Here is a 13,668-nt window from a genome sequence, read left to right on the forward strand (position 1 = left end):
CACATGCTGACGAACGCCTTCGCCGCCGCCCTGCCCATCCTGGGGTCGGCGCACGCGTCCATCACCGACTTCCTGAACGCCGAGACGCTGATCGAGAAGTTCGGGCCGTGGGTGCTCCTCGGCATCATGGTCGTGATCTTCGTCGAGGTCGGACTGCTGTTCCCGATCCTGCCGGGCGACTCGCTGCTGTTCACGGCGGGTGCGGTCGTCGCGGTCGCCGGCAACCCCGACGCCGACCTCTACAACCCGCACCTGAAGATCGGCATCGCGCCCTTGGTGGCGCTGCTGATCGTCGCCGCCTACGCCGGCACGCAGACCGGGTACCTCATCGGGCGGACGGCCGGCCCCAAGGTGTTCGCCCGGGAGGACTCCCGGTTCTTCAAGCAGAAGTACATCGACCAGACCTATGCCTACTTCGACAGGTACGGCGGCCGGACGCTCGTGGTGGCGCAGTTCATCCCGTTCGTGCGCACGTACGCGTCCGTCGCGGCAGGCGTCGGGAAGATGAAGTACCGCCACTTCGCGCTCTGGAACCTGCTCGGCGTGGTGCTCTGGGCGGGCGGCGTGACGCTCCTGGGCTACCTGTTGGGCAACATCAGCTTCATCGCGAAGAACATCGAGGCGCTCCTCGTCCTGGTGGTCTTCTTCTCGGTGCTGCCGATCCTGGTCGAGGTGTGGCGCAAGCGTCGGCGGGCCAAGAAGGGCCTCGGGGTCGCCGAGGTTCGCGACGAGCGGTACGACCAGCAGGCCGAGCGGGACGAGGTCGACAAGAAGGCCTTCGGCGCATGACGCACCACGGCCCGCGCGAGATCCGCTCGTGGCTGTCGGACATGGACGGCGTGCTCGTGCACGAGGGCGCCGCGATCCCCGGCGCCGCCGAGTTCGTGCGCGCGCTGCGCGACGGGGAGCGACCGTTCCTGGTCCTGACCAACAACTCGATCTTCACGCCCCGGGACCTGCGCGCGCGGCTCGTCGGCTCCGGCATCGACCTGCCCGAGGACGCGATCTGGACCTCCGCACTGGCCACGGCGCAGTTCCTGACGGACCAGATGCCCGGCGGGTCCGCGTACGTGATCGGCGAGTCCGGGCTGACGACGGCCCTGTACGAGGCCGGCTACACGCTCACGTCGTCGGACCCGAACTTCGTGGTGCTCGGTGAGACGCGCACGTACTCGTTCGAGGCGATCACCCAGGCCGTCCGGCTGATCCAGGGCGGCGCGCGGTTCATCGCCACCAACCCCGACGTCACCGGTCCGAGCCGTGACGGCGACCTGCCGGCCACCGGTGCGGTCGCGGCCATGATCTCCGCGGCCACCGGGCGGCAGCCCTACTTCGTCGGCAAGCCCAACCCCATGATGATCCGCAGCGCGCTGAACCGGATCGACGCCCACTCCGAGACGACCGTCATGGTCGGCGACCGGATGGACACCGACGTGGTCGCCGGGATCGAGGCCGGCCTGCGCACCTTCCTGGTGCTCTCGGGCTCCACCCAACGGACCGACGTCGAGCGTTTCCCGTTCCGGCCCAGCGAGATCGTCGACTCGGTCCAGGACCTCGTCGGCCGGATCTGAACGACGCGTCAGAAGCTGACGGTCGGCGCCTGGCGCACCTGCGGGTCCTCGGCCTCGAAGTACTCGGCGCGCTCGAAGTTGAACATGTTCGCGACGATGTTCGACGGGAACGACTCGACCTTCGTGTTCAGCGTCCGCACGTTCGCGTTGTAGAACCGGCGGCCCGCGGCGATGCGGTCCTCGGTGTTGGTCAGCTCGGTCTGGAGCTGCTGGAAGTTCTCGCTGGCCCGCAGGACGGGGTAGGCCTCGGCGACGGCGAACAACCGGCCGAGCGCCTGGGTCAGCTGGTTCTCCTGCTGCGCCTGCTGGGCGGGGCTGGCGCCGGGGGCGGCGGCGGCGGAGCGGGCCCGCGCGACCTCGTCGAACACCGCCCGCTCGTGGGCCGCGTAGCCCTTCACGGACTCGACGAGGTTCGGGATGAGGTCGTGGCGCCGGTTGAGCTCGACGTCGATCTGACGCCAGGCCTCCTGCACCAGGTTCCGCACGCGGACCAGCCCGTTGTACATCGCGACGAACCAGATCAGCGCGATGACGGCGACGAGGATGACGACGACGAGCACGATGATCAGGACGCTGGCTACATTCACGTGGTTCCTCCGTGGACGGTCCGGTAGGGAAAGCGTATCGGTCAGAGGGGCGACATCTGCGGGTCGAACCCGTGGTCGAGCCACACGTGCCGCGGGATCGACCGGACGATCGAGCTCAGCAGGGCGAGCCGCGACGCCAGCCGGTCGAGGTCGGTGGAACCGGTCGCCCAGGTCAGGATCCAGGTGCCCTCGATCCGCCACGACGAGCCGAGAGCGTCGTCGCGGAGCATCCGTTCCATCAGGCGCGGGTGCACGATCGCGTGGGCCACCCGCGGGTCCGACGACGCCACGCGGAAGGCCCTGTTGAAGTCGTCCGACTCGAACTGGATGTCCTGCGCGCCCACCAGCTTGGCGAGCTTGGCGCCGAACCCGTCGGGCGTGAGCTCGACCGTCGGCAGAGCGGCGGGCAGCACCATGGCGACGACGTGCGCGGTGTGCGTCGTCGAATCGCGACCGCTGCCGGTGGTCCAGCGGTACGTGAACGAGAGCGCCGAGAGTCGCTCGAACCGGCCGGCCAGCACCTCGGTGGCCTTCTTCGCGTGGCCGACGCCGAACGGCTGCATGCGGGAGAAGTCGACGAGAGACCGGTCGCTCGTCGCGTAGGTCCAGCCGTTGGCCGACGCCCAGACCCGGAGCCGCTCGATCCGTTTGCGCGACGCCCACCACCCGAGCGCGGCGAACGCGACGAGGCCGCTGGCGAAGAGGACGAAGAGGGCCTCGACGCCCACGGGGGTCAGTCCAGGCCGAGGTCGGAGAGGCTGAACAGGTAGTGGTAGGGCACCCCGAGGGCCTCGATCTTGGCCTGCGCGCCGGTCGCCCGGTCGACGATGACGGCAACGCCTCGGACGTCCGCACCGACCTCGCGCGCGGCCTCGACGGCAGCGATCGGCGACCCGCCCGTGGTCGACGTGTCCTCGAGGATCACCACGCGTCGCCCGACGATGTCCGGGCCCTCGATGCGCCGCTGCATGCCGTGCGCCTTGGCCTCCTTGCGCACGACGAAGGCGTCCAGGTCCTGCCCGCGCGACGCAGCGGCGTGCAGCATGGCGGTCGCGACGGGGTCTGCGCCGAGCGTGAGACCGCCGACCGCGTCGACCTCGGCGGTGCCCAGACCGACCTCCTCGAGCCGGTCGAGCAGCAGGTGCCCGATCAGCGGCGCGGCCCGGTGGTGCAGCGTCACGCGGCGCAGGTCGACGTAGTAGTCGGCCTCGCGGCCCGACGAGAGCGTGACCTTCCCGTGCACGACGGCGAGGTCCTTGATCAGTTCGAGCAGCTGCTCGCGAGGCGTCTGAGTCACGGCGGTCAGGCTACCGGTCGGCTCAGCGGCCTTCGATCGCCTTGCGATAGCGGCCGAACCTGCGGATCACGAATCGGGGGCTCATCCGAGCGGCCGCCGACGCCGCCCGGTAGCGGACGCTGGGCGTCGAGATCACGACCCCGCGGCGGACGTCGGAAAGCCCCTTGGCGACGACGTCCTCGGCGTTCAGCCACGCGATCTCCGGGTAGGCGGACACGTCGATGGCGCCACGCTCGTGGAACTCGGTGTGCACGAAACCGGGGCACAGGGCGGTGGCGGTGACCCCCGTGCCCTCGAGCTCGACCGCCAGACCTTCGGTGAACGAACGCACCCAGGCCTTGTGGGCGGAGTACGTGCCGGACGCCAGCAGCGCGGCCACGGAGGCGATGTTGAGGATCGCGCCCCGCCCGCGCGCCGTCATCGCGCCGGCCGCAGCATGCGACAGCACGAGCACGGCGGACACCATCACCGCGAGCGCGGCCTCCTCGCGGGCGAGGTCACCGCCCACGAACCGCTGGTTGAGCCCGAGGCCCGCGTTGTTGACCAGCAGGCCGACCGGTTGCTCGTCGGACCGGAGCCGCTCGGCCACCCGCTCGACGTCGGCCCGCACCGTCAGGTCCGCCACGAGCACCTCGGCGCGCACGCCCGCGGCGGCCTCCAGCTGACCGGCCAGACGCCTGAGGCGTTCCTCGTCGCGGGCCACCAGGACGACGTCGTGCTTGGCCGTGGCCAGCTGCCAGGCGAACTCCAGGCCGAGGCCCGCAGACGCGCCGGTGATCAGAGCGGTTCCCATGGCCCCACCCTACGGACGCCTCTGACATCGCGCCCACACGCGCCACCTGCGTCCGAGGACTCGAACGGCCCGCCTTCCTCGGTCGTTGGTCCGACGCTGTGGACGGCGCGCGGCGGTCTGTCGGCGCGGGAACGTAGGGTGTGCGCGTGACGGACGGATGGACGGATGGCGGCGACTGGCTGCTCGACGACGAGCCACCGTTCGACCCGTTCTACGACGCGCCACCACCCGACGATTCCTCCGGGCCGGACGGGTCGCGGCCTCCTGGCTCCGCGGCCCCCGGTCGCGACCGGCCCGCTCCTCCCCCGCGTCCGGACATCCCGCGCGCCGTCGCCGAGGTCCTGTCGCCGGACGCGGCGGTTGCTGCGGCGGCGGCCGTCCTGCAGGACGTGTGGGGGTACGACGACTTCCGCGGCGAGCAGGCCGAGATCGTCGCGACCGTGATCCGGGGCGGCGACGCGCTCGTGCTGATGCCCACGGGCGGCGGCAAGTCGCTGTGCTACCAGGTGCCGTCCTTGGTGCGCGAGGGCACGGGCGTCGTCATCTCGCCGCTGATCGCGCTCATGCAGGACCAGGTGGACGCGCTGTCCGCGCTCGGCGTGCGCGCCGGGTTCCTGAACTCGACGCAGCAGTCGCATCAGCGGCGCACGGTCGAGGACGCCTACCTGGCCGGCGAGCTGGACCTGCTCTACCTGGCCCCCGAGCGGCTGCGCGTCCGCGAGACCGTCGAGCTGCTGGACCGCGGCACGGTCGCCCTGTTCGCCATCGACGAGGCACACTGCGTGTCCCAGTGGGGGCACGACTTCCGGCCCGACTACCTGCAGCTGTCGATGCTGCACGAGCGCTGGCCGGAGGTCCCGCGGATCGCCCTGACCGCCACGGCGACCGACCAGACGCACGCGGAGATCGCCCAGCGGCTGCAGCTCGGGGAGGCCCGGCACTTCGTCGCGAGCTTCGACCGTCCCAACATCCAGTACCGGATCGCGCCCAAGGACAAGCCGCGCGACCAGCTGCTCAACCTCCTGCGCACCGAGCACGAGGGCGACGCGGGCATCGTCTACTGCCTGTCGCGGAACTCCGTCGAGCAGACCGCCCAGTTCCTCGTCGAGCGCGGCGTGACCGCCCTGCCCTACCACGCGGGCCTCGACCGGCAGGTCCGGGCCCGCAACCAGTCGCGGTTCCTGCGCGAGGACGGCGTCGTGATGGTCGCGACGATCGCCTTCGGCATGGGGATCGACAAGCCGGACGTGCGGTTCGTCGCGCACCTCGACCTGCCCAAGTCGGTCGAGGGGTACTACCAGGAGACCGGCCGCGCGGGGCGGGACGGGCTGCCGTCGACCGCCTGGCTCGCGTACGGCCTGGCGGACGTGGTCCAGCAGCGCCGCATGATCGACACGTCCGAGGGCGACGCCGCGCACAAGCGCCGGCTCACGGCGCACCTGGACGCGATGCTCGCGCTCTGCGAGACCGTGTCGTGTCGTCGGGTGCAGCTGCTCAACTACTTCGGGCAGTCGTCGCAACCGTGCGGCAACTGCGACACCTGCCTGACCCCGCCGGCGTCGTGGGACGGCACGGTCGCCGCGCAGAAGCTCCTCTCGACGGTGGTTCGCCTCGAGCAGCGCGGCCAGCGGTACGGCGCGGGTCACCTGATCGACATCCTGCGCGGCAAGGAGACGCCGCGGATCACCCAGCTCGGCCACGCCTCCCTGAGCACCTACGGGCTGGGAGCAGACGTCTCGGAGGCCGACTGGCGCGGCGTCGTCCGGCAGCTGCTCGCCATGGAGCTCCTTGGCGTCGACTCCGACGGCTACGGCACCATCCGGCTCTCGCCCGACAGCGGTTCGGTGCTGCGCGGGGAGCGGGAGGTGCGGCTTCGTCGTGAGACCGAGAAGGTCGTCCGTTCACGCGGCACGCGCGGGAAGCCCGCGGCCACCGCGGACCTGTCGGACGAGGGGGTCGCGGTGTTCGAGGCCCTGCGGGCGTGGCGCGCAGGCGTCGCGAAGGAGCAGGGCGTGCCCGCCTATGTGGTGTTCCACGACGCGACGCTGCGCGAGGTGGTCGCCCAGCGGCCCACGTCGTTGGAGGCGCTGGGTGGCATCAGCGGGATCGGCGCGGCCAAGCTGGAACGGCACGGCCCCGGGGTGCTCGCGGTGCTCGCCGAGGTGGCGGCGCCGTAGGTCACGAGGTTTCCGGCGCGACCCTCACCAGGTTGCCGAGCGGTCGCCCGGGGGATGCGGCTGCGGTAGGCCGAGCTGCCGCGGGTCAGCGCTGGTCGTCGTCGTGTCGCACCCGGACAGGGAGGCGCTTCGGCCTGTGGACCAGGGTCCCAGCCGCGAGGACGAGCGCACCGATCACGCCGGACACGAGCAAGACGTCGGCAGGACTCATGACCCGACCATAACCCCGGACATCGAGCGCCCCTAGGCTCGGGCCCAGATTCACAGGTCACGGGCAGCCGAGCGCGCCCGACCTACCGCTCGAACGCCCGACGCTGCAGCTCATTGACCTCGGCCTCCAACGACGGCTCGGGTCCGTCGACGAGGAGACCGGGCGCGACGACCTGGATCGGCAGCGCCGCCACCGGGCCCGGTGAGCCGCCCCACGACGCCCGCCACGCGCTCGTCTGCTCCGACGACGTCGCGTAGGCGATGCGACCGAGGCCCACCCATGCATGGGCGGCCGAGCACATGGGGCAGTGCTCGCCGGAGGTGTAGACGGTGGCCACCGCGCGCTCGTCGGGCGTCAGGTTGGCCGCTGCCCAGCGGGCGATCTCGAACTCCGGGTGGCGGGTCTGGTCACCGTCCTTGGTGCGGTTGCGGTCCTCGAAGCGGACTGCGCCGGACGCGTCCACGAGGACGCTCCCGTACGGCTCGTCACCGTCGAGCAACGCCTCGCGGGCGAGGACCACGGCACGGGCCAGGTGGGTGCGGTCGGTGTCGTCGAGTGGCATGGGGCAGTTCTACCGGCCGGTGCCGTCGACCGCGAGCGGCTCGATCGCGGCGATCTCGTCGGCGGTCAGCGGCGGGGCGGACAGGGCGGCGACGTTGTCCTCGAGCTGACGGGTCGAGCTGGCGCCGATCAGCGCCGAGGTGATCCGGTCGTCGCGCAGCACCCAGGTCAGGGCGAGCTGCGCGAGGGTCTGGCCGCGGTCCGCGGCGATCTCGCTCAACGCCCGTGCGCGGGACAGGTAGGTCTCGGAGAGCTGCGTCGGCTTGAGGAACTGCCCGAGCGCCGCGCGGGAGTCGGCAGGTACGTCGCCGGACAGGTAGCGGTCGGTGAGCATCCCCTGCGCGAGCGGAGAGAAGACGATCGTCCCGATGCCGAGGTCCCCGACGACGTCCAGGAGGTTCTCGCTCTGGTCGTCGGCCACCTGCTCGACGTGCCGGTTGAACATCGAGTACGACGGCTGGTGGATCAGCAGCGGCGTGCCCAGGTCACGCAGGATCGCGTGCGCCGCCCGGGTGTCCGCCGGCGAGTAGTTCGAGATGCCCGCGTAGAGCGCGCGACCGCTGGTCACGGCGGTGTGCAGGGCGCCCATCGTCTCGTCGAGCGGCACGTCCTCGTCCCGACGGTGCGAGTAGAAGATGTCGACGTAGCCGAGGCCGAGGCGCGCGAGCGACTGGTCCAGCGACGAGAGGAGGTACTTGCGGGAGCCGCCGTCGCCGTAGGGGCCCGGCCACATGCCGTAGCCGGCCTTCGAGGAGATGACCAGCTCGTCGCGGAACGGACCGAGGTCCTGCGCGAGCAGGCGCCCGAAGTTCTCCTCGGCGGATCCGGCCGGCGGGCCGTAGTTGTTGGCCAGGTCGAAGTGCGTGACGCCGAGGTCGAACGCCCGGCGGACCACCGCGCGCTGCGTCTCGAGCGGCGTCGTGTCGCCGAAGTTGTGCCACAGGCCGAGCGACAGCCCGGGCAGCTGAAGCCCGCTGCGGCCGGCCCGTCGGTAGGTCATCGCGTCGTAGCGGTCGTCGGCGGCCAGGTACATGCCGGGTCCTCTCGGAGAAGGGCGAACAGAACACGCTAACGCCTGCGTGCGAGGATCTGCCCCGTGCTGCACATCGCCTTCTTCGAGCCACGGATCCCCGGGAACACGGGGGCCGCGATCCGGCTGGCCGCCGGGACCGGCGCCACGCTCCACCTGGTCGAGCCGCTCGGCTTCGACCTCTCGGAGGCGAAGCTGCGGCGGGCGGGGCTGGACTACCACGACCTCGCGCACGTCGTCGTCCACCCTCGTCTGGCAGCGCTGTGGGAGGCCTTGCCGACGAACGACGTCTACGCCTTCACGACGCAGGCCACGCGGTTCCACACGGACGTGCAGTACACGTCGCACGACGTGCTGCTGTTCGGCCCCGAGCCCACCGGGCTTCCCGACGAGGTCCTGGCCGACCCGAGGATCACCGACCAGCTCCGCATCCCCATGCTGCCGGGACGACGGTCGATGAACCTGTCCAACGCCGCGTCGGTCGGCGTCTACGAGGCGTGGCGTCAGCTCGGGTTTGCGGGCGGCGCCTGAAGGAGGAGCCGACGGTCCTTCGCCTCGCGGAGCCCCGCTTGGGCGTTGCGGAACAGCTCGTCCGCGTTCGCCGAACCGGCCGCCGAGCAGACCACGGCCGAGTGCAGCGTCGGCCACCCGGCCGGGGTGATGCCCGTCGGAGGCTCCGCGGCGAGCGTCACGATCTCGCGTCGCAAGCTCTCGGCGAGCGCCACAGCATGCTGCTGCGACTGGGCAGCCGGGATGGTCGCGATGACCGCGAACTCGTCGCCGGCGGTCCGCGCGACCTCCGCGCCCGTCGGCACGCCGCTGCGCAGCCGGGCCGCGAGCGCGGTGAGCACGACGTCCCCGAACTGCTGGCCGTGCGCGGCGTTCAGCCGAGCGAATCCCGCGACGTCGAGCATCAGGACGACGACGCGCGCCTGCGTGCCGAGCGCCGATGCGCACCGACGTGCGAGCGCGTGCATGAGCATCGACCGGTGCGGGAGGCCGGTGAGGGCGTCGTGCAGCGAGCGGACCGCCAAGAGCGTCGAGAGCGAGCGCACCAGGTCGGCCGTCGTCACGATGCGCCAGATGTCGTCGGCGACGAGCACGTCGTCGTACCGACGATCGTCGTAGCGCTGCATCGCCCGGACCGCGACCTCCGACACGGGCGCCGCGGGCGCGACCACCATGGGCGCCCAGTCGGTGATCTCGGACGTCGCCCGGCGCGAGTAGACAGCCCTACCGAACCCGAGCCGCCCGGTCATGGCGGCCGTGAACCGCGGCCGCGTGAGCAGCCCGATCCGCCCGGGGTCGTCGACGTCGCGCACCGCGACACTGACCACGTGCGCCGACCGGAACACGACCTCGAGCTGGGCGACCGGCAGTCTCGAGTCCACGACCTCGACCGCGTGCGCGAGGTCGGCCATGGTCGTCGCAGCGGACGACCGGTAGCCGCCGACCGCGGCGGACAGTCGATGGGTCAGGGCAGTCAACTCGGCTTCCACCCGAGGAGTATCGACGCAGGTCAGCGGCCGTTTTAGCCTGCGCGGCACGCGTTCGCCCAGCATTCATCGACCGTTCACGGCGGACGCCCGCCGGTGGCGTGCCACCCGTCGTGACAGGGTCACAATTTGCACACACAAGCGGTGGAGGTGGCTCCAAGGAGGCAGTATCGAAGAGTGTTCACCACCCGCCCCGTCCTGACGGGGACCCTGGGCATGGTCGCCTCGACGCACTGGCTGGCGTCTGCCGTCGGGATGCGGGTGCTCGAAGCCGGCGGGAACGCGTTCGACGCGGCCGTCGCGGCGGGGTTGACCCTGAACGTCGTCGAGCCGCACATGAACGGCCTGGGCGGCGACGCCCCGATCCTCGGCCGTCGCGCCTCGGACGGGCACACGTTCGTCATCTGCGGGCAGGGCACGGCACCAGCTCTGGCGACGATCGACAGGTACCACGACCTCGGCCTCGACCTCGTCCCCGGGACCGGGCACCTGGCGGCCGTCGTGCCCGGTGCGTTCGGCGCCTGGCTCGACCTGCTGGCCCGGTACGGCACGCTCCCGCTGGCCGACGTGCTCGGACCCGCGATCGGCTACGCCCGCGACGGCTACCCCATCGTCGCCGAGGCCACCGACACGATCAGCGCCGTCGCCGACCTGTTCGCCGACCACTGGCACTCGTCGGCGGCCGTCTACCTCCCGGTCCCGAGCCCGGGCGCCCGGTTCACGAACCCCGATCTGGCCGCCACGCTCACCCGACTCGCCGACCAGGCGGGCACGCGCGAGGAGCAGATCGAGGCCGCCCGTCACGCTTTCTACGAGGGCTTCGTCGCCGAGGCCGTCGACGCTTTCGTGTCCGGCACCGCCGTGCTCGACTCGTCGGGCCACGAGCACACCGGCTTCCTGCGCGGTTCCGACCTCGCGGGCTGGCGGGCCACGGAGGAGGCGACCGCGAGTGTGCGGTTCGCCGGCCGCACCATCCACAAGACCGCCGCCTGGGGCCAGGGGCCCGTGCTCCTGCAGCAGCTGGCGATGCTCGAGTCCCTCGGGATCACCCCCGACGCCGACCCCGTCGACCTCGTGCACACCGTGGTCGAGGTGGCCAAGCTCGCCTTCGCCGACCGCGAGGCCTGGTACGGCGACGTCCCGGACGTTCCGCTCACCACGCTCCTGTCGGCGTCCTATGCCGCCGAGCGTGCCCGCCTCGTCGGTGAGACCGCCGCCGAGGGTCTGCTGCCGGGCTCCCCCGACGGCCGCACCCCCCAGCTCGCAGCCAGCCTCTGGGGAGAGTCGCACGTGGTCCGCTCGACGGTCGGCGTGGGCGAACCGGTGATGGCCGGCCGCCCGCCGAGCGGCGACACCTGCCACCTCGACGTCGTCGACCGCTGGGGCAACCGCGTCTCGGCCACCCCGTCCGGCGGCTGGCTCCAGTCGAGCCCGGTCGTCCCCGGCCTCGGCTTCTCGCTGCCCACCCGCGCGCAGATGTTCTGGCTCGAGCCTGGGCTGCCTGGTTCGCTCGTCCCCGGCCGCCGCCCCCGCACCACCCTCAGTCCCGGCATGGTTGTCGACGACGACGGCACGGGTCTCGCGTTCGGCACCCCCGGCGGTGATCAGCAGGACCAGTGGACCGTCCCGTTCCTCCTGCGGCACCTCCTCGGAGGCCTCGACCTGCAGGCCGCGATCGACGCGCCCACCTGGCACTCCACCCACGTCCCCAGCTCGTTCTACCCGCGCAACCACACGCCGCTGGGCGTCGTCGTCGAGTCGCGCCTCGGCACCCGCGCCCTGACCGGCCTGGCCGAGCGCGGGCACGCCGTCCACGACACCGGCCCCTGGGCGATCGGGCGCCTGAGCGCCGCGGGTGTCCGCGCCGACGGCATGCTCGTCGCGGCCGCCAACCCGCGCGGCATGCAGGGCTACGCCGTCGGCCGGTAGCCGTCCGCCCACCGATCCGGGCCGGCTGCGCGCCGAGGTAGCGCCGCTAGGTTCGCGCGATCACCGGCCCTCCCGACGAATGCGGTCGTGGTCCGAGGCAGCGCCACTAAGCACGCGTGCGCAGGAGCTGCGTCGACCGCCGCCGTGCCCCGAGGTAGCGCCACTAGACACGCGTGCGCACGGGAGTGACCCCTTCGACGTCCCAGGAGGGCACTCGTGTCCCAGGTGCCGCTAGGTTCGCGCGATCACGACCTCGCCCCGACGACCGCAGCCGTGCTCCCGAGGCGGACCACGAGGCACGCGTGCGCAGAGGCCGCGTCGACCGCCGCCCGCCCGAGGTAGCGCCACTAGGTGCGTGTGCGCACTCGAATGACCCGTTTCGACGTCCCAGGAGTGCGCTCCTGTCACAGGTGCCGCTAGGTTCGCGCGATCACGACCTCGCCCGACGACCGCGGCCGTGCTCCCGAGGCGCAGCGCTACTGGGCACGCGTGCGGAAACGCCGCATCGACCGCCGCCGCGCCCGGAGGTAGCGCCACTAGGTGGGCGTGCGCACTCGAATCACCCGTTTCGACGTCCCGGGAGTGAACTCCTGTCACAGGTGGCGCTAGGTTCGCGCGATCACCAGGTCTCGACGACCGCGCTGTGGAGAACCGGCCCCGCCGCCTGTCCGGTTTCGGTAGGTTCTGCGCATGCTCAGGGGGAGAAGGACCCGTCGGTCGATGGCGTCCGTGGCGCTGCTGGGCGCTCTGCTGCTCACCGCAGGTTGCACCAGCGACGCGACGAAGGAGCCCGACCCCACGACGACGACCGCGCCAGCTCGTACCCCGACACCCACGTCGACCCCGACCCCGACACCCCAAGCGGTCGACGCAACGATCAAGCCCCAGCGCCCATCGGCGATCAGCGGACCTCCCAGTGTCGAGGGAGCAGTGGCCGTCGTCGACTACTTCTTGCACTTGCTGCCGTACGTGAACGCGACTGGCGATCTCGCTGACTGGACGGCCCTCAGTCATCCCGCGTGCCAGTTCTGCGCGAGCGTGTCGGAAGACGTGCAGTCGCAGACCAGTGCCGGACGTCACGACGTCGGCGGGTCGATCACCACCACCGGCGGAACCGGCACAGATGTCACCCCTGGCGGCTTCTACACAGTCGAATTCGCGTTGGTTCAAGCACCATCAGAGACGGTCGACGCATCCGGGGCGGCCAGTGAGAGCTTTGACGAGTCGAAGTCGGCCGTGTCCGTCGCGGTGGTCTGGGATGGCACGTCCTGGGCGATTCGCGGCGTCGAAACGCATAACACGCCATGACAATCCGTTCAGTCTCGATCGTCGCGATCGCGTGCGCCGCCCTGGTATTCGCGGCCGCGTCGGCACATGCCGACGAGATCGGCGGCTACGCCCAGGACAACGTCGTCAATCTCTCGCGTGCCGCGGGCGCACAGGCGTTCCGTGCGCAGGAGGCGGGGACGCGTCCTGAGGAACGACTTGTCGAATTCCGGCGCGGGGTGGCGTGTCAGCCGCCGGCGCCGACGGGGTTGCAGGATCAGGCGTCGACGCTGACGGACACCGTGCTGAACGGTCCGTGCGTGACGGGTGCGACGGTGCCGTTGAACGACTGCGGGGGTGCGGTGCCGGTGCCACCGTTGTGGCGGCACACGCGCGCGGTCGTGACCGACCCGTACGGGCCGTACACGTTCGCGGCGCCCGGTGGGTGCCCCCGGGACATGCTGCCGGTGCTGGGCCAGGCGGACTTCCGGGTGCTGCCGATCGCGCCCTCGAGCGTCCAGGTGCAACCGGACCGGGGGTGGGTGCTGGTGAACATGGCCACGATCGTGCTCACGGACAAGGCCGACCAGACGTTCCGCACGACGCTGCTCGGGTACGGCCTCGACGTGGTCGCGACACCGACGACGTTCACGTGGGACTTCGGGGACGGCAGCGCGCACCTGCGCACGACCAGCCCCGGGCACGCCTACCCCCACCAGGACCTCACCCACGTCTACACCACGCTGGGCA

At 71.5% G+C, this 13,668-nt stretch carries 14 protein-coding genes and 1 pseudogene; 7 read left to right on the forward strand and 8 right to left on the reverse strand.

The features are described 5' to 3' along the window. Nucleotides 1-3 precede the first annotated feature (3 nt). The gene (locus I847_RS0115795) at nt 4-789 is read left to right on the forward strand and encodes a VTT domain-containing protein (protein WP_028050465.1); all 786 of its coding nucleotides are present in this window, start codon (nt 4-6) and stop codon (nt 787-789) included. Continuing rightward, the gene (locus I847_RS0115800; RefSeq protein ID WP_028050466.1) at nt 786-1,571 is read left to right on the forward strand and encodes an HAD-IIA family hydrolase; all 786 of its coding nucleotides are present in this window, start codon (nt 786-788) and stop codon (nt 1,569-1,571) included. Before I847_RS0115795 ends, I847_RS0115800 begins: the two co-directional genes overlap by 4 nt. Nucleotides 1,572-1,579: 8 nt before the next feature. Here I847_RS0115800 and I847_RS0115805 read toward each other — a convergent pair whose 3' ends face one another. Genes I847_RS0115805 through I847_RS0115820 form a run of 4 tightly spaced genes read right to left on the reverse strand, consistent with a single transcriptional unit; the run spans nt 1,580 to nt 4,248 of the window. Continuing rightward, entirely contained in the window at nt 1,580-2,158 is a 579-nt protein-coding gene (locus tag I847_RS0115805) for a LemA family protein (protein ID WP_034610622.1), read from the reverse strand. Nucleotides 2,159-2,199: 41 nt separating this feature from the next. Then, the gene (locus I847_RS0115810; RefSeq protein ID WP_028050468.1) at nt 2,200-2,886 is read right to left on the reverse strand and encodes a DUF3137 domain-containing protein; all 687 of its coding nucleotides are present in this window, start codon (nt 2,884-2,886) and stop codon (nt 2,200-2,202) included. Nucleotides 2,887-2,891: 5 nt separating this feature from the next. After that, the gene (pyrE, locus tag I847_RS0115815; protein ID WP_034610625.1) at nt 2,892-3,455 is read right to left on the reverse strand and encodes an orotate phosphoribosyltransferase; all 564 of its coding nucleotides are present in this window, start codon (nt 3,453-3,455) and stop codon (nt 2,892-2,894) included. A 22-nt stretch (nt 3,456-3,477) separates the two neighbouring features. Further along, a complete protein-coding gene (locus I847_RS0115820; RefSeq protein WP_028050470.1) occupies nt 3,478-4,248 on the reverse strand; it encodes an SDR family oxidoreductase in 771 nt (256 codons plus the stop codon). A 146-nt stretch (nt 4,249-4,394) separates the two neighbouring features. On the opposite strand from I847_RS0115820, the gene recQ reads away from it, so the two are divergent. After that, nucleotides 4,395-6,425, forward strand: coding sequence for a DNA helicase RecQ (gene recQ, locus I847_RS0115825; RefSeq protein ID WP_081681035.1), 2,031 nt, complete (start codon nt 4,395-4,397; stop codon nt 6,423-6,425). An 85-nt stretch (nt 6,426-6,510) separates the two neighbouring features. On the opposite strand, the gene I847_RS27575 is transcribed toward recQ, so the two are convergent. The 3 genes from I847_RS27575 to I847_RS0115840 form a co-directional block, all read right to left on the reverse strand. Continuing rightward, nucleotides 6,511-6,636 carry a hypothetical protein gene (locus tag I847_RS27575; RefSeq protein WP_255346399.1) on the reverse strand — a complete coding sequence of 42 codons (126 nt, stop codon included), beginning with the start codon at nt 6,634-6,636 and terminating at the stop codon, nt 6,511-6,513. Between the two features lie 82 nt (nt 6,637-6,718). Then, complete coding sequence (locus I847_RS0115835; RefSeq protein WP_028050472.1) at nt 6,719-7,198, reverse strand: nucleoside deaminase; 480 nt, start codon at nt 7,196-7,198, stop codon at nt 6,719-6,721. 9 nt (nt 7,199-7,207) lie between these two features. Next, nucleotides 7,208-8,230 (reverse strand): aldo/keto reductase, encoded by a 1,023-nt coding sequence (locus tag I847_RS0115840; protein ID WP_028050473.1) that lies wholly within the window; start codon nt 8,228-8,230, stop codon nt 7,208-7,210. A gap of 63 nt (nt 8,231-8,293) precedes the next feature. Here I847_RS0115840 and I847_RS0115845 point away from each other — a divergent pair, with 63 nt between their 5' ends. Then, a complete protein-coding gene (locus I847_RS0115845; RefSeq protein ID WP_028050474.1) occupies nt 8,294-8,758 on the forward strand; it encodes a tRNA (cytidine(34)-2'-O)-methyltransferase in 465 nt (154 codons plus the stop codon). Here the strand turns inward: I847_RS0115845 and I847_RS0115850 are convergent. Beyond that, entirely contained in the window at nt 8,731-9,726 is a 996-nt protein-coding gene (locus I847_RS0115850; protein WP_028050475.1) for a GGDEF domain-containing protein, read from the reverse strand. The genes I847_RS0115845 and I847_RS0115850 overlap by 28 nt on opposite strands. A 213-nt stretch (nt 9,727-9,939) precedes the next feature. Between I847_RS0115850 and I847_RS0115855 the strand changes: the two genes are divergently transcribed. From I847_RS0115855 to I847_RS25830, 3 genes and pseudogenes are all read left to right on the forward strand, one after another. Next, on the forward strand, nt 9,940-11,652 hold the full coding sequence (locus tag I847_RS0115855; protein WP_196804594.1) for a gamma-glutamyltransferase family protein: 1,713 nt from the start codon (nt 9,940-9,942) through the stop codon (nt 11,650-11,652). Nucleotides 11,653-12,372: 720 nt separating this feature from the next. After that, nucleotides 12,373-12,960 carry a DUF6318 family protein gene (locus I847_RS27580; protein WP_255346400.1) on the forward strand — a complete coding sequence of 196 codons (588 nt, stop codon included), beginning with the start codon at nt 12,373-12,375 and terminating at the stop codon, nt 12,958-12,960. Further along, nucleotides 12,957-13,668: pseudogene (locus I847_RS25830) on the forward strand (hypothetical protein); the annotation flags it as partial. The gene I847_RS27580 and the pseudogene I847_RS25830, both read left to right, overlap by 4 nt.

The sequence above is a fragment of the Cellulomonas sp. URHD0024 genome (genome assembly GCF_000426185.1).
Classification (GTDB): Bacteria; Actinomycetota; Actinomycetes; order Actinomycetales; family Cellulomonadaceae; genus Cellulomonas.